Annotated in this window: 13 protein-coding genes; 3 read left to right on the top strand and 10 right to left on the bottom strand. The window is 37.0% G+C overall.

All coding sequences use genetic code 11. The features are described from left to right. Window positions 1-124: 124 nt before the first annotated feature. From AC1M85_RS05875 to AC1M85_RS05865, 3 genes are read right to left on the bottom strand one after another with little or no spacing between them, the layout of a single operon-like run. Window positions 125-1018: an MBL fold metallo-hydrolase gene (locus tag AC1M85_RS05875; protein ID WP_488213856.1), complete on the bottom strand. Its 894-nt coding sequence runs from the start codon at window positions 1016-1018 to the stop codon at window positions 125-127. A gap of 14 nt (window positions 1019-1032) precedes the next feature. Next, complete coding sequence (locus tag AC1M85_RS05870) at window positions 1033-1449, bottom strand: DUF6691 family protein (protein ID WP_179997938.1); 417 nt, start codon at window positions 1447-1449, stop codon at window positions 1033-1035. Continuing rightward, complete coding sequence (locus AC1M85_RS05865; protein WP_488213740.1) at window positions 1450-1866, bottom strand: YeeE/YedE family protein; 417 nt, start codon at window positions 1864-1866, stop codon at window positions 1450-1452. 102 nt (window positions 1867-1968) lie between these two features. Between AC1M85_RS05865 and AC1M85_RS05860 the strand changes: the two genes are divergently transcribed. Continuing rightward, window positions 1969-2286: a metalloregulator ArsR/SmtB family transcription factor gene (locus tag AC1M85_RS05860; RefSeq protein WP_481593421.1), complete on the top strand. Its 318-nt coding sequence runs from the start codon at window positions 1969-1971 to the stop codon at window positions 2284-2286. A gap of 100 nt (window positions 2287-2386) precedes the next feature. Here AC1M85_RS05860 and dsbG read toward each other — a convergent pair whose 3' ends face one another. Genes dsbG through dsbD form a run of 3 tightly spaced genes read right to left on the bottom strand, consistent with a single transcriptional unit; the run spans window position 2387 to window position 5945 of the window. Further along, window positions 2387-3118, bottom strand: a complete 732-nt coding sequence (dsbG, locus tag AC1M85_RS05855) for a thiol:disulfide interchange protein DsbG (protein WP_488213855.1) — start codon at window positions 3116-3118, stop codon at window positions 2387-2389. A gap of 20 nt (window positions 3119-3138) precedes the next feature. Next, window positions 3139-3984: a TlpA disulfide reductase family protein gene (locus tag AC1M85_RS05850; RefSeq protein ID WP_180028994.1), complete on the bottom strand. Its 846-nt coding sequence runs from the start codon at window positions 3982-3984 to the stop codon at window positions 3139-3141. Further along, entirely contained in the window at window positions 3984-5945 is a 1962-nt protein-coding gene (dsbD, locus tag AC1M85_RS05845; RefSeq protein WP_488213739.1) for a protein-disulfide reductase DsbD, read from the bottom strand. Before dsbD ends, AC1M85_RS05850 begins: the two co-directional genes overlap by 1 nt. 1108 nt (window positions 5946-7053) lie before the next feature. Between dsbD and AC1M85_RS05840 the strand changes: the two genes are divergently transcribed. Next, window positions 7054-7866, top strand: a complete 813-nt coding sequence (locus tag AC1M85_RS05840; protein ID WP_488213738.1) for a M48 family metallopeptidase — start codon at window positions 7054-7056, stop codon at window positions 7864-7866. Window positions 7867-7911: 45 nt separating this feature from the next. On the opposite strand, the gene AC1M85_RS05835 is transcribed toward AC1M85_RS05840, so the two are convergent. The 4 genes from AC1M85_RS05835 to hrpA form a co-directional block, all read right to left on the bottom strand. Beyond that, window positions 7912-8739, bottom strand: coding sequence for an SDR family oxidoreductase (locus tag AC1M85_RS05835; RefSeq protein ID WP_481589608.1), 828 nt, complete (start codon window positions 8737-8739; stop codon window positions 7912-7914). Between the two features lie 469 nt (window positions 8740-9208). Further along, window positions 9209-9979 (bottom strand): lysophospholipid acyltransferase family protein, encoded by a 771-nt coding sequence (locus AC1M85_RS05830; protein WP_481610446.1) that lies wholly within the window; start codon window positions 9977-9979, stop codon window positions 9209-9211. A gap of 19 nt (window positions 9980-9998) precedes the next feature. Beyond that, window positions 9999-11114 carry a beta-ketoacyl-ACP synthase III gene (locus AC1M85_RS05825; RefSeq protein WP_035270185.1) on the bottom strand — a complete coding sequence of 372 codons (1116 nt, stop codon included), beginning with the start codon at window positions 11112-11114 and terminating at the stop codon, window positions 9999-10001. Between the two features lie 47 nt (window positions 11115-11161). Next, window positions 11162-15049 carry an ATP-dependent RNA helicase HrpA gene (gene hrpA / locus AC1M85_RS05820; RefSeq protein WP_488213854.1) on the bottom strand — a complete coding sequence of 1296 codons (3888 nt, stop codon included), beginning with the start codon at window positions 15047-15049 and terminating at the stop codon, window positions 11162-11164. A 510-nt stretch (window positions 15050-15559) separates the two neighbouring features. Between hrpA and ahpC the strand changes: the two genes are divergently transcribed. Then, a complete protein-coding gene (gene ahpC / locus AC1M85_RS05815) occupies window positions 15560-16123 on the top strand; it encodes an alkyl hydroperoxide reductase subunit C (RefSeq protein WP_035270191.1) in 564 nt (187 codons plus the stop codon). Window positions 16124-16181: the final 58 nt, after the last annotated feature.

The raw sequence follows: 16181 nt of genomic DNA, 5'->3' as shown, positions 1-16181 counted from the left end.
AACCGACTAGGCTGATCAACTTTCATACTTAACTATACGCCTATTGAACTTGTTTTTAAAGCCTTTTTCAATTTTATACATAACATGTATTTATAATATCTATAAAAATTAAAGTAGCTAAATTTTATGATTTGAAAAAATTTAAAGGGATTTTCAAATAAGATACTCCATTGTGTTCAGTGGGCGGAAATTTGCCACCGTTCATATTGATTTGAATGGCTGGTAAAATGAGCTTTGGCATCCCCAATGTCGCGTCACGGCTATTGCGCATTTCCACAAAATCATTCTTTTTTGAATCAACTCGAATGTGTATATTAGATTCTTTTTGCGTTTTTATATCTGTTTGACACATATATTGATGTCGATTTTCTGGTAAATAATCGTGACATAGATATACACGCATATGATCAGGCAGTTGATAAAGCTTCTGAACTGAATCAAATAATTCTGCTGCACTGCCCCGTGGAAAATCACATCGTGCTGTACCATAGTCTGGCATAAATATAGTATCACCCACGAAAACTGCATCACCTATCACATAACTAAGACAAGCAGGTGTATGACCAGGCGTTGGAATGTTGTAGGCTTCAATTTCTCCAATTTTAAAACACTCATGATCTTTAAATAAATAATCGAATGGTTGCTGTGCGTTTATTGCCTTAATATCCAATTGATAAATTGAGCCAAATGTTTCTTGTACAATTCCAATATGATGACTCATGGCAATTTTGCCACCCAGCTTAGATTTTAAATATTGCGCAGCGGTCAAATGATCAGCATGCACATGTGTTTCTAAAATCCACTCAACCTTGTAATGCTGTTCATGTATGTATTGAATAATCTGGTCAGCATGTTCCGTCGTTGTTGTCGCAGAAGCAGCATCAAAATCTAAAACACTATCGATAATGGCACAACTTAATGTCACAGGATCAGCCACGACATAACTAAATGTATTGGTATTTTGATCAAAAAAATCTTTAATTAGCGGCTTGATTTGATCTTGAGTGGCGTCTTTCATCACTAGTTTCATAACTATGCCCCCATCCATTTACGGTGAATTAAAACTCCTATCAACATCGCAATCACAAAATAGAGTGATTGATAATGCCCTAAACCAATCAATGTTAATCCTGGTGCTGGACAGATGCCTGCGATGCCCCAGCCTATACCAAACAAGCTAGCACCTATAATGAGCTTGTTATCAAGCTGATTGCTCTTTGGTAGATCAATAGTCTCATTGAATAGAGTTAAAGGCTTTTCACTTCTGGTTACGATCTGAAAGGGTATGAATGCCACGACAATGGCACCCATCATGACAAATGCCAAACTTGCATCCCACTCGCCAAATAAATCAAGAAAATTAAGAACTTTTTCAGGGTTCGACATTCCAGATAACATGAGTCCCACGGAAAAAAGTGAGCCAAACAAAAAAGCAAAAAGGTTTTTCATTTAGAATGCTCCTGTGACATGCCGAATTATATAAACCGTTATAAAGCCTGTCAGCATAAAGCTCAGTGTTGCCACAATAGATCTTTTGGACAATCTACTTAAACCACAAATGCCATGCCCACTTGTACAGCCAGAACCTAAACGTGTTCCAAATCCAACTAAAATACCTGCCACGATCATCATGAATGGACTTGCTTCGAGTTCAATTTCAGGCTGAACCCAAATACCATAGATAAAGGGTGTGATGATGAGACCCAGTAAAAACCACAATGCTGGTGTTTTGAAAACTGTATGCGGATTTAGTACTTGACCGATTAAACCACTAATCCCTGCTATTCGACCATTCACACATAAGTATGCAACCACAGATAAACCGAGTAGTGCTCCACCTAAAAAAGCAATCACAAAATCATGCATAACAATTTAGTTATTTACAATATATTTTTTTATATTATATAATTTTTAAAAATAATCAAGATGCTTTAACATACGCATCCTTCTGTTTCAAAGGAACATCCAATGCCGTCTGATGTTGAATTCAATCAAATGGATTTTTCACAAGTTGATCAAGTCAGCGATCGACTTAAAGTCCTGTCGAATCCTGATCGCTTAAAGATACTTTGTATTTTAGTAGATGGTGAATTGAACGTTCAGGAAATTGAGAATCGAACTCAAATTTTTCAACCCACGCTTTCACAACAGTTAACCGTATTACGTAAAGCTGAAATGGTGGTGACTCGTCGTGAAGGTAAACAAATTTTTTATCAAGTGAGTGATCCTAAAGTCCTCACCATTATGCAAACGCTTTATAGCTTATATTGCGATCCTACTTCATAATCTTGCAATTCTTTCAGTTGTGGATATGAGACTCAAATACGATCATATTCTCCATGCAAATGACCATGTATTAAATTTTAAAGTTTTGTATTCAAGAGTACTAAAGACCAAAAACTTCTTGCAAGTCTTTTGCCATTCCTTGCATAGACTTGAACTCTCCTTGTTGATTTTTCCATACCATAGCTGGCGTGGAAAAAAATCCATATTTATCCATGAGTGACTCGTTATAGTCGATTTTTTCATGTAAAGATTTTGATATATTTTGCGTAACAACTAATCGCTCTTTACCTTTCTTTTTATTGTAGTCATTAAATACTTTAGCAGGATCACTTGAGTTAAGTATGGTGACAATCTGCCCTCGACTTTCTTCTCGAATTACACCAACTTGTATATGTCGAAGTTGAACTTTTCCCGAGTTTACCCATGGTCGTGCAGCTTCCCAAAATTGATGGCAATATGGGCAGTTAGGATCTGAAAATACATAAACAACGCGTGCTGCTGTATTTTCACCATCTTGAATCCAAGTCGACTTTTCAATGCTCTTCCATACATCATCTAATACGGCGTCTTTGACATGTGTATTTAATGCTTCAATAGAAATATTTTCACCTTGAGCATTATATAAATCACCCATAATGTAATATTTCTGATCATTAGAAATAAAAACCGTGCCTGGATGTTGGTTCATATGCCCTGCCCATCCTGTCATACCTGCTGGTGCTGGAATTTCTTTTACAAACTCAAAGCCCTCTGCTGAAATCTGCTTTTTTAAATCCGCATAACTGACGCTACTTATTAAAAATACGCTAGACAACAATATTAATTTATTTATATCTTTCATAACCTTTAGCTCTACTCAGCTGTCATTTTAATTAAATATTCTTGCAATTTTGCAGCGCTTAACTCACCCATATGTCTATCCACCAATTTACCTTTTTCATCGTAAAACAATGTAGTTGGCAAGCCAAAACTATTGCTCTGCTTGGGCATTTCCCCATTTACATCAAGTCTGACATTTTTAAAGTTGAAGCTGTGTTTTTGTAAATAGTTTTGAACCGTTGTGATATCTTCACCTTGATTGAGCATCACAAAATGAATATTGGGATGAGCCTTTTGTGCTTGAAAAAGTATTGGCATCTCTCTATGACATGGCGGGCACCAACTCGCCCACAAATTAACGACTGTAGGCTGACCCAAAAAATCTGTGAAATACCCTTCATTCTTATTTTCACTATGATCAGTTGGGAGTATCTGAAAACTTAGATCAGGATAAAAACTTTCAACCTTGTATTGAGTTTTTATCATTACGCCAATCGCTACCCAAAATAAAAACACCCCAACTAAAATGATCTTCATTTTTGTTCGTAAGCTTCGATTGAGAATGATATAGCTTAGCCCACCGAAGAATAATCCACTCCATAAGCTAAATCCTTTATCTTGGATTTTGAGTATATCTAAAGGATTTGCAATATAAGTCTCCCAATAGAACATAACAAAGATGACTCTAGCGGCAACTGCTCCAATAATGATGCTTGTCCACACTGAATCTTTACTGATTTTGACTTGGGTATCTGTCCATTTATAGTGATGACCTAAAACATTGATCAGGATACTGATGAACAGTATCCCACTGAATAGAATCAATAAAACCCATGGAAACATGAGTGATCCAAGTTGAATCCCATCAAATGAAATCATTACTGAACCATCCCGACAGATTGTTCCTGCAATCGATTTAATAACTGTGTTGTAGTAAAAGTACCAGTCAAACGCAGATCACGTATTTCATCATGTTGCGTATTTAAAAAAATAAATGTTGGCGGACCTAAAATTTGCCATTTTTTTAACAGTTCATCTTGGCTTGGTTCAAAATGAGTGAGATCTAATTTAATTAAAACCAAATCATTGAGTTGGGCTTGAACATCTTCACGCGGAAGTACCTCTTTTTCTATCGGTTGACATGCAACACACCAATCTGCGTAAACATCAATTACTACGGCTTTACCTTGATTTGCGTTCAAAACATTTGAAAGCTGCGCGGCAGAATTGACTTTATGCCATGTATGTAATGTTTTGGCCTGCGTTACAAGTGAGTGCTTATACCCTTGCTGCACATAATTCATTCCTAAAAACATCATGCCAAGACTGAGTAATATGATGATGCTTTTAACCACTATTTTTTCGACATAAGGTCGCATTTTCCAGAGTAAATATACAGCGAATCCAAGAAGTAAAAGACCCATCAGAATTTGATAAATACTGGTTGGAATAAGTGGCCGTGCAAAATAAGTGGCCACAAGCAACATCACGAAACCAAAACAGACCTTGAGTCGATCCATCCATACCCCAGGTTTAGGTAAAAAATGCGTCCCGAAAACTGCCGCAATAAAAAGCGGCAAACCAATCCCAATGCCCAAAACAAAAAGATAAGTCGCCCCTAATAAAGGTTGGTTAATCTGTGAGACAAATATTAATGCTCCAGCCAACGGAGCACTCATGCAAGGTCCAACAATCAGTGCAGAAATCATCCCCATGAGTCCTGCACCGATCAATGTGCCCCCTTTTTGTTTTTGTTGCCAAAGATCTAAGCGTTGTAACATTCCTTGAGGTAAAGAGATTTGAAATACACCAAAAAGATTAAGGGCAAAAATAATAAACAAGAGACTAAAAATACTGATGAAGATCGGACTTTGAAACCAACGCTGAAAACTATAGCCCAGTTGAGAAACAACGAATCCCATTAACGCATAAACGATAGCCATCCCTGTGACAAAAATAAAAGCTATTACCGCGGCACGATAACCTCTGTGATTTTGCACAAGAATGCCTGATAAAATCGGAATTAAGGGCAATGAACAAGGCAAGAATGCCAACAATATTCCAAGTCCTAAAAACACCAATAAATTAAGCCATACACTTTGTTGAGAGAGCAAATTTAAAAAAAATTGATCGTTGTTCCATACACCCGAAAAACTGGCTGGCCTATTCAGATTTTCTTTAGATAAATTTGCATCTAGCGTGGATTGATCCTCACTGATTAAATTATTTTCTCCAAATTCGGTTTTATCTCGCTCAAGCGCAGTAGCGTTAAAATTTTTACGATCTGCGACTGTATTGTTATCCTTTGAAATGAGTTGTGTTTCTGTTTTTGGTGAAGCATTTTCTTGTGCATCTCGAGTATTTACAACTCCATTAGATGCTGCTGAAATTTCTTTGAGATTTAAAACTTTCTTAGCTTGTGTAGTTTGCTGCGCTGGGAATAAACCTGTGCTGTCAGTTGTTATCGTTGTTCTTTGAATCGGATAACATAAACCACTTTCAGCACATCCTTGCCATTGAATCTTAAATTCTTGATTTGGTTTGACTGGAATATTGCTGATTACATCCTGATAATGCACTTGGGTCATACCAAAGTTTGGATCATCTTTCTCTTTTGGGCGTGGTAGAGATAACTTTACAGGACCTTGAATGTCTGAAACTTTGATTTGATCATGATAGAGATAGTAACCATCTGCGATCTTCCATTTTAGTTCAGCTTGATGATGACTGACTGATACTGCCTCAAATTGAAATGCTTGATCTGGTGGTAGAAAATCTGCAAATGCAAAACTACTCACCAAAGAACCAAGCAATAAACTACCCTTAAACCAATTATTCATATTGACCGTATCAGTTCCTGTCTAGTCGTTCAAAGTTCAACGAATGAATTAAGAAAGCGTGATAAAACAAATGCCGCTTCAACGCCAATCGTCACTCGAGATCGCTCATACATTTGTACTCGCCCTAACATGAACTTTATATCGCAAAAAATCTCATTATTCCGTTGGAATTCTTTAAATATTTCTGTTGATCACCTTGGCACAGCGTTTGTGATTGAGACTTTACTCGAACCACCAAAGAAACCCTCATTTGATTCACCGAGTACTCCACATCAAGATTAATCATTCTTTCAAAATACGATGCGATTGAATGACGAGTACTGAAAACTCAAGTTCAGGTTAAACATCTTTGAAATTGAACGAATTGATACTTATATTGACTGAAGACAAAATAAGTTTAGATGAATTTATTTTAAAGTGTTCTGTTGTATCGATTGGCTAGGATAAGCAGCATGCGCATATTAATGATGCTCAGACCTTGTCAAAAATCAAACAGGCCTTATAACACTGTGATCAAAAAAATTCGTGGTTATAAATCACATAATTAGTCCACCCAAATTTAATTAAAATACCCAACGATAATATTTGAGAAATAAATCACAAAATACACCAACTCAATGTAAGAAAAACTTCACAATATAAGAATTAATTTTAATAGCCTTGAATGGAATTCCAAAATATTTCGTTATGAGTTATTTATCAATATTCAACTAAAATAGTGAGAATTTATTCTCATATTAAATTAAATTCAAAAACAGAATCACACTCAAATATTTAAAGAAAACAAAAATAAAACATAAAATACTGATTTATATATACTATTAATTTTAATAAATATTAATCCAATCACAAATAATATAATAAAAATATAATAAAATACAAAATATATATAAATAAAATAATTTATCTAAATAACAAAATAACAAATAAAAAAATATTATTGTGACTCAAATCTCATTATAACCACCATGATATTAATTCGTTCAAATTAATAATTAAAATAATGTTTGTTTAATTAATCTAAATATTGAACAATAATTAAACACGAAATCTAGCTATTAAAAATCAAGCTAGATCTCAAATAATATCCCATCATTAAGGTGTAATTATGAAATCCTTCGCGTTTGGTATTATAAGTTCAATTGCATTAATCTCGACTGGCTGTGTTTCAACCACATCATTAGGCACTGTAGCTTCCGAACGCAAACAACTCATGATTATTCCGGAATCAGCTTGGAATAAAATTTCAAACCGTAGCTATAATAAATTTGAAAAGAAAGCGAAGACTAAGTCTTTATATCTTGAAGATCCACGCTTAAATCAAATTTTGGCACGTTTAATCCCACATGCTAATCAATATTTACGTGAAGGTCGTCAACCAATTCAATGGCGAATTAACGGTGTGCTCAGCAGCAAACCGAATGCCCAATCCTTTCAAAGTGGGCAAATTGTAGTTAATTCGGCTGTATATATGTTTGAAAACTTATCAGATGATGAATTAGCCACTCTAATTGCGCATGAAATGGCACACATTATCCGTAATCATAGTCGTGAAAAGGCTTCTCGTTTCGCAGCAATGAATTTGGGTCTAATGGGTGCAACCATGGGAACTGGGGCTGCCATCGGACTTGTAAGTGGTTTATCTGGTAATCAAACCAATATGTCTCATCGCCGTCATCTAGAAGAAGAAGCTGATTTGATTGGTTTAGATTTGATGGTGAGAGCGGGCTACAATCACAATGCAGCACTCTCATTTTGGGATAAATTCGAAGCAAATCTCAACAAACGTAAAATGAATAAAGATCAATCAACTTTGTTTGCAAGTCATCCGAGCAATGACCAACGTAAAGCATTCTTAACTGAACAAGTCATGCAGATCGAGATGTATCAAAAGGATGTCAACCTTACTGCATTACGATAATTTAGTATAAATAATAAAGCCCAACGCTATGTTGGGCTTTCTCATTTATGGATCAACAAATAAATCGACCATCAATTCCTCATCTGATGGCTCAACTCGATATTTTTCGAAATCAGTTTCACCTTTCTCTCTTAATATCTCTTCATCGATCATCATACGACCCGTGATCGAACGTTTCTCACTCGTCAAGATTGCATACGCTGCATCAGCCATGATTGCCGGTGTCCGAGCCTTGCTAAATAACTCACGTCCACCGAGAGAAAATTCTATCGCTGCAGTTGCAATAATGGTTCTAGGCCACAAGGCATTAACACTTATCCCATAACGTTCGAATTCTTGATTCATTCCCATGGTCAACATACTCATGCCATATTTACTGATGGTGTAAGGAGAATGAACCGCAAACCACGATTCTTTTAAATTTAAAGGTGGAGAGAGACTAAGAATATGTGGATTTTGACTTTGTTTTAAATAAGGCAAGGCAGCTTGACTACAGACCATAACAGCGCGAGTATTAACTTGATACATGAGATCAAAACGATTTGGATCAAGCGTTTCAACCCCACTCAAATTAATCGCACCAGCATTATTAATGAGGACATCTATCCCACCAAAATGTTCAGCAGCCTGTTTCATTGCGGCTGCGACAGCATCTTGATCTCGGACATCAAGTTGGATCGCTAATGCTCTCCCACCAGCTGCTTCTATTTCTTTTGCAACAGAATGAATCGTACCACTGAGTTTCGAATGTTCAGTGCTCGTTTTTGCAGCAACCACAATATTTGCACCATCTTTTGCAGCTTTAAGTGCAATCTCACGACCGATACCTCTGCTTGCACCTGTAATGAACAGTGTTTTTCCTTGTAGTGACATAATCCCTCTGTGTTATTTTGTTTTTGAATTTTCAATGTACAAAAAAAAACCACTTATGCAAAATTTCTTTATGAACCTCTAAGTCGTAGAAGCATACATTTTGCAATTACAAAATTAGAATTGTTTTGATAGCAGGCTAAAAAATTTAAATAACATTCTGTTTTTATTAATTTTTATAAAACCAACTATAGTTGCATTTTGTACCAAAAATTCACCTTTGATTTTCAAACTTAATTTGTGTGAAATTTAAAAAGTGAAAATCGCTCTCATACGCCTATTATTATTCTGAGATAAAAAAAAGCCCAAGGAGGAGTACAATCTTTGGGCTTAGTAAACTGAATATTTACATTAAAATAATATACCTAATTGATATAAAATAGAAAGCACTAATTTATTTTTTTAATATTATTTTAAAAATATTTTTATAATCAACAATATAATTAGATTAAGAAGTATAATTTTCTAAGATTTAACTTTGTCTATCTCGTATCAACTGCGTTGATGCAATATTTTCGTAAATTGTTTGCTGCAATTGATCTCTGAATTCAATCAAATCTTGTTCTGTTTTGATATTTGAGATTGATTGTCGTGGTAAAAATTTGAAATAGAATGGGACTCTTTTAGGAATAATATTTTTGGGTATTGAAGGCAAGACATCACCTTGACGGAGTATTTTTCCAATTTTAGGTACAGCTAAAAGCTTTTTAAACCACTTTTTTTCAAGCAAATAATTGGCATCAAGTGCCAAATCGAATACTTCATCACCACCTACAGCTACAAAAGGTGCAATGTCGTAGTCAAATTCTTGAGCTAACTTTAAGAATCCGTAGCGCTCTTTCCATATGAGTTGATATTCTTCCCCTTTGCGCTTTACGACCTCACGTCCACCACCTGGAAACACTAGGATAGAGTATCCTTGTTGCATTGCATCTCTGGCGTATTCTCTTAGACCCTCAATTGCACCCATTTTATGAACCATATCTTTCCAATACGGTATTTTGAAATGAATGTGATCACCTAAACTCACAATTTTAATTTTGTGCTCTGTATATAGATAATCAATCAATATTGGCGTATCAAATACACCATAAATTGTATGATTACCCACATACATGGCAGGTCGATCAGCATTGAGATGTTCAACACCAAGAAAGGTCGGTTTAAAATAAAAACGTTGCAACAAACTACCATATCGGATCATTTTAGAATGGTGTTGGATTTGCAATGCTTTATTTTCCATTGAACATCTCTTTATATAATTAAGCTACTCGCTTCTGAACCAGTATTGAACCAACAGAATAACCCGCGCCAAATGAACATAATACACCGTATTCACCATCATTCACTTGATCTGCAGTTCGGTGTAACGCAATGATGACCCCAGCTGAAGAAGTGTTTGCAAACTCGTCTAAAATGATTGGAACTAAGTCTGGATCTGCTTCAGCAGCAGCTTTACCCACAACCAGCTTTAAAATTAACTCGTTCATGCTGGCATTGGCTTGATGTAACCAGAAACGTTTAACATTCGTCGGTTCGATTTGGTTTTTCTCAAGTTGCTTTGTAATCATTTTCGCAACCAATGGGCATACTTCTTTAAACACTTTACGGCCATCTTGACGGAAGCGTTTATCATCCGCATTGGTTGTTTCACTTGGATTCAAGAAACCAAAATTATTACGAATGTTATTAGAGAATTGCGTAAACAATTGCGTATCTAAAATTTCGAATCCTGTTTTAGAATCTGTATCTTCGATAATTGAAGCTGTCGCCACATCACCAAAAATGAAATGACAATCACGTGAACGATAATCTGTATGACCTGATGTGATTTCCACATTGACCAAGAGCACACGACGAGCACCAGACTTAATCGCATCATAAGCTTGTTTTAAGCCAAATGTTGCAGCAGAACAAGCAACATTCATGTCATAAGCATAACCTTGAATGCCTAATGCAGTTTGAATTTCAATAGCAACCGCAGGATATGCACGTTGCATATTTGAACAAGCCAATATTACAACATCAATGTCTTCAGCAGTTACACCGGCATTTTCCATTGCTTGTTTTGAAGCGATCACACCCCACTCAGCTTGAAGTGAAATTTCATCATCTGATCGTTCTGCTAAGTTTGGACGTAAACGATTAGGATCTAATACGCCTTCCTTCTCTACAACATAACGTGCTTTAACACCTGAAGCCTTCTCAATAAATTCTGCACTTGAACCACGGCGTGCTTCGATTTCACCCGCAGCAATTTTTTCAGCATTCTCTTGATTAAACTTTTCTACATAAGCATTTAAACTTTCAACCAATTCTTCATTGGTGATGACATGTTCAGGATGGAATAAGCCAGTGCCTGTAATACGAATGCCCATGCAAAACTCCTTTTTTGAGTAACTCAATATTTCAAATTAAAGCTATATTAACTGATTCCGAGACGTTCCCATACTTTTTGAATACGGTTTGGCGAAATTGGCATCTTGGTTTTCATCGGTTGAGAGAATAATGAGATTCTGAGCTCTTCAACCATAAAATATAGCTCTTTCAATTTTTGATCATTTTTATATTTAAATAATTTATCCATCCAAGGATCGACTTGAGCAATCGCATCATCATCTCGTTTTAGATTATGAGGCAAACGATCAATCCTAATCAATAAAGCTTTAAGATAGCGTGGAAATTCAATCCACACATCTACAGATTTACTATAAGCAAAATCCGCTAGATTCATCAGATCAAGTTGATCTTCAATATCATCGATATTTTTACCAAATACATTGGCATCAATCATCATCAACTCGCGTCGAATTTGTTGCCATTGTACATAAATGTCATTAAAGGCAGCCAAGACCTTTTGACCATGCGTCAGGAAAGACTGCTTGACAGCCTGCAGAATTGTTTGGAAATCTTGCGCATCTACAGGCTCTTTTTCTAAAGCCATTTGCAATGTTGCGTAAACTAACATTTGTTCTAACTGAGCTTTATCACCCAAAGGGGAATAGGCTAATGCGAGTGGTTTAGAAATTTGTTTTTTAAGCTGTCGAATCAAATCACCTAGCTGCATATGAATCAGGCGAATAATACCAGCACGATGATGGCGTATCGCTTCATGCTGATCATTAAACGTTTGAATGACAACACCTGACTCATCCTTTTGCTCAAGCTTAGAAAATTCCTTGCTTGGTACAAGTGCTTGATATTGTTTGACGACGACACCTGTGACTTTTTGCGATGCTTCAAACACAAAATGCTCAGGGAAAGTTTGATACTCACCTTTTAACTGCTTGACTGGACTATGCGTTTCAGTACGACAGCGTGCTTTTAATTCAGATAAATCGCGACCTTGCTCAATCACTCGTCCTTTTTCATCGATGACTTTAATGAGCGGTAAAAGATATTGTTCAATTCGATCTACATTAAAATCTTTTTCAGTGATCTGTTCGCCTCTCAATTGAAAAGCTAAAAAACTAAAAATATGCTTTTGTAAATCTTGCGCATCTATTTTGGTCATCAGTTTACGCGCTGTATCTGGTATAGGTACCAAGCCACGACGCTTATCTTTTGGAAGAGCTTTTAATAGTGCTTCAATCAAATCAAGACGCCAACCTGGAATGCCCCATGACCATAAGTTTTCATCTACTTGTGGCAGGGCCTGTAGTGGAATCTTGACCGTCGCACCATCTTCATCATGACTTGGGTCAAATCGATAACTTGCCGCTAAACGAAGGTCCCCATTACGTAAGTAATCAGGGAACTGTTGGGTGGTTGGACGATCGTTAAGCCACAAAGCATCGTCATCGATGAACAAATAACGTGGTTTTTGAGGCTCAACTGTTGCACGCCAATCTTCAAAACTACGCCGACTCGCTACATCTTCAGGCACTTTTGCTGCATAAAACTGATAAATCGTCTCTTCATCTACCACCAAATCACGACGACGCAATTTGTCTTCAACTCGCTCAACTTCTTCTAGTTTAAGCAAGTTATGTTTTAAAAATGGTGGTGTAATCCCCAGATGACCCGTCGTTAAAGCATCGCGAAGGAAAATTTCATGCGCCGCAGTTTGATCGACCTTTTCATAATTGATTTGACGCTTAGGTTCAATAATCAAACCAAACAGTGAAATTTGATCATATGCGTTAACTACACCTGCTTTTTTCGACCAATGCGGTTCAAAGTAATGATGTTTCACTAAATCACGTGCAGCTAGCAAAATCCACTCAGGCTCAATTTTTGCCAGTGTTCGTAAATACACCTGAGAGGTTTCTACCATCTCAAATGCCATGACCCATGGTGTATTGGTTTTGTGTAAGGTTGATGCAGGAAATATACGTGCCTTTTGTTGACGCACTGCCATGAATACATTGCGTTCATCTGTTTTATTTGCAATGAATGACAATAGTCCCGTGAGTAAAGCTCTGTGAAGATTTTCGTAACTGGTTTTCTTTTCATTAAAAGAAAGCTTTAAGCCTTGAGCAAGATCAACCAGTTGCTCATGTGTTTTTTTCCATTCTCTCAAGCGTAACCAACTGAAGAAATGATTACGTGCAAATGAGCGACGCTTATTTTCACTCATCTCCCGATTTGCAACCAACGCATCCCATAATTTGAGATAGAACAGAAAGTCAGAGTCGGCTTCACGAAACAAGGCATGCTTCTGATCCGCTTGCATTTGTTTATCAGCAGGACGCTCTCTTGGATCCTGAACAGCTAACGCTGCCACGATAATCAATACTTCATTGAGCGCCCCAAAATGAGCACCCCCCAAAATCATACGTGCGAGTCTTGGATCAATTGGCATTTTTGCCATTTGTTGACCAATTTTGGTGAGAGAATCGCCTTTGCCTTGAAGTCCACCTTTATCTAAAGATGAGGCTGTTTTAGCCACAACAGAAGGATTACTCTTTTCCGTCATCGCCCCGAGTTCAATCAGCAGTTTACGACCATCATTGACGAGACGATGATCAGGCGGTTCAATAAAGTCAAAATCTTCGAGTGTTCCAAGACCTAAACTCTGCATCTGCAAAATAACAGATGCCAAATTAGTACGTTTGATTTCAGGTTCAGTAAATTCGGGACGACTTAAAAAGTCTTCTTCTGAATACAGTCGAATACACACACCCGGTGCAATACGACCACAACGACCTTTACGTTGATTGGCTGCTGCTTGAGAAATCGCTTCAATCGGTAAACGCTGAACACGCGAACGGTAGTTATAACGAGAGATACGTGCAAAACCACTATCAATGACGTAACGTATGTTTGGAACGGTCAATGCAGTTTCCGCAACGTTGGTGGCAATAATGATACGCCGTCCACCACCTGCAGGATTAAAAATCTTTTGTTGTTCAGATAACGCTAGTCTCGCATACAAAGGTAGAACTTCTGTATGACGAGGTCCATGTTTGATTAAAGTTTCCTGTAGCTCACGAATCTCTTGTTCCGTACTGGCAAAAATCAAAATATCTGCGTGTTCAGGATGACCTTTTTCCTGTGCATCTTTGAAACATTCTTCAACAGCTGATACTACTGCGCGCGGTAGGTTTTCTTCAAAGTCATCAAACTCATCATCATCACTCCCTATAATACTCATTTCAGAGATCGGACGATAACGCACTTCTACAGGAAAACTACGACCTTCAACCTCAAAGATCGGTGCGTTATTGAAGTAACTTGAAAAACGATTAACGTCTAAAGTTGCAGATGTGATGATGACTTTAAGATCTTTACGACGTGGCAAGAGCTGTTTTAAATAGCCCATGATGAAGTCAATATTGAGCGAGCGCTCATGTGCTTCATCAATAATAATGGTGTCATATTTGGTTAAGAAACGATCATGAGCCAATTCAGCCAGCAAAATACCATCTGTCATTAAACGAACGATAGAGTCCTGTGAACCCTGTTCGTTAAACCTTACTTTAAATGAAATAGACTCACCGAGTTTTTCACCCACCTCTTCTGCAATACGTTGCGATACACTGCGCGCAGCTAATCGTCGTGGCTGGGTATGACCAATTAACCCTGTTAAACCACGCCCCGCAAGCATGGCTATCTGAGGAAGCTGAGTTGTTTTACCTGAACCTGTTTCACCCGCAACGATAATGACCTGATGTTTTTGAATGGCCTCAATCAATTTGTCTGCATATTGGGTAACAGGTAAATCTTGATTAAGTTTGATATTAGGAATGCGTTGAATACGCTGTTGTACTTTTAAATTTGATTTTTCAAAAAGTTCTTGATATTGCTTTTCATTGGCATCTTTTCCTTTGCGTAGTCGATTTAAACGATGAAGATCTCGTGCCATCACCATTTGTTCTACATTTAACCCTATCGTTGCCAAGTTTTAGCCCTATATCAATTACGAAACGCTTTATTCTACTCATTTTCAAAAATTATCCCAAATCTGAATCGGACTATTTTTTTAGATTAAATGAGAATATAAAGCTTAAAATGATCTTATGTTGAAATAGAAACATGTCAGCCGTGTTATGTGACAATTCATACAATTTTTGAAATTTTCATGTAGCTTTTTATATTTTTGAAAAACTAAATCCAAAATAATGATGATTTTTTTAATATTTACCCTTGAATTTTCACTTCAGTGTCTTCATGTTGGTAGGCATGTGAAATTTTCTCATCCTGTCACGAATACATCATTTTGATGTGTTACAAGGAAGACAGATGACAAACTTAAATGGCAATCAATTTACATAATTCGGTTTTTCCGATTTTTGTAATGTAAAAATACCATTTCAGCACAGAACGAAAGTTCGATACTCTAATTGAAAATTAAAGACTAACCTCAATCATGGAGACAATGATGAGCTTAATTAATACTGAAGTTAAACCATTCGCAGCTACAGCTTACCACAACGGTCAATTCGTAGACGTGACTGAAGCTGATCTTAAAGGCAAATGGTCTGTAGTATTTTTCTACCCTGCTGACTTCACTTTCGTTTGCCCAACTGAACTTGGTGACCTTGCTGACAACTACGCTGAATTCCAAAAATTAGGCGTGGAAATCTACGGTGTTTCTACTGACACTCACTTCACTCACAAAGCTTGGCACGACACTTCTGACGTAATTGGTAAAATCCAATACCCATTAATCGGCGATCCAACTTGGACTCTTTCTAAAAACTTCGAAGTTCTAATCGAATCTGCTGGTCTTGCTGACCGTGGTACTTTCGTAATCGACCCAGAAGGTAAAATCCAAATCGTTGAAATCAACGCTGGTGGTATCGGTCGTGATGCTCAAGAACTTCTTCGTAAAGTTAAAGCAGCTCAATACGTTCACGCTCACCCAGGCGAAGTTTGCCCTGCTAAATGGAAAGAAGGCGATGCAACTCTTGCTCCTTCAATCGATCTAGTTGGTAAAATCTAATTCATTAGATAGCACTAAAAAAAACCACGCTTTGCGTGGTTTTTTTGTGTTCAATCCA

It is taken from the genome of Acinetobacter sp. 24-47-64 (assembly GCF_057737055.1).
Note: the sequence above shows the minus strand (reverse complement) of the source record. Positions and strands in the feature narration are given on the sequence as shown.

Bases quoted from the DNA above. Each gene is read 5' to 3' on its own strand.
- AC1M85_RS05875 (WP_488213856.1), bottom strand. From the start codon at position 1,018: ATGAAAGACGCCACTCAAGATCAAATCAAGCCGCTAATTAAAGATTTT.
- AC1M85_RS05870 (WP_179997938.1), bottom strand. From the start codon at position 1,449: ATGAAAAACCTTTTTGCTTTTTTGTTTGGCTCACTTTTTTCCGTGGGA.
- AC1M85_RS05865 (WP_488213740.1), bottom strand. From the start codon at position 1,866: ATGCATGATTTTGTGATTGCTTTTTTAGGTGGAGCACTACTCGGTTTA.
- AC1M85_RS05860 (WP_481593421.1), top strand. From the start codon at position 1,969: ATGCCGTCTGATGTTGAATTCAATCAAATGGATTTTTCACAAGTTGAT.
- AC1M85_RS05850 (WP_180028994.1), bottom strand. From the start codon at position 3,984: ATGATTTCATTTGATGGGATTCAACTTGGATCACTCATGTTTCCATGG.
- dsbD (WP_488213739.1), bottom strand. From the start codon at position 5,945: ATGAATAATTGGTTTAAGGGTAGTTTATTGCTTGGTTCTTTGGTGAGT.
- AC1M85_RS05840 (WP_488213738.1), top strand. From the start codon at position 7,054: ATGAAATCCTTCGCGTTTGGTATTATAAGTTCAATTGCATTAATCTCG.
- AC1M85_RS05835 (WP_481589608.1), bottom strand. From the start codon at position 8,739: ATGTCACTACAAGGAAAAACACTGTTCATTACAGGTGCAAGCAGAGGT.
- AC1M85_RS05830 (WP_481610446.1), bottom strand. From the start codon at position 9,979: ATGGAAAATAAAGCATTGCAAATCCAACACCATTCTAAAATGATCCGA.
- AC1M85_RS05825 (WP_035270185.1), bottom strand. From the start codon at position 11,114: ATGGGCATTCGTATTACAGGCACTGGCTTATTCCATCCTGAACATGTC.
- hrpA (WP_488213854.1), bottom strand. From the start codon at position 15,049: ATGGTGATGGCACGAGATCTTCATCGTTTAAATCGACTACGCAAAGGA.
- ahpC (WP_035270191.1), top strand. From the start codon at position 15,560: ATGAGCTTAATTAATACTGAAGTTAAACCATTCGCAGCTACAGCTTAC.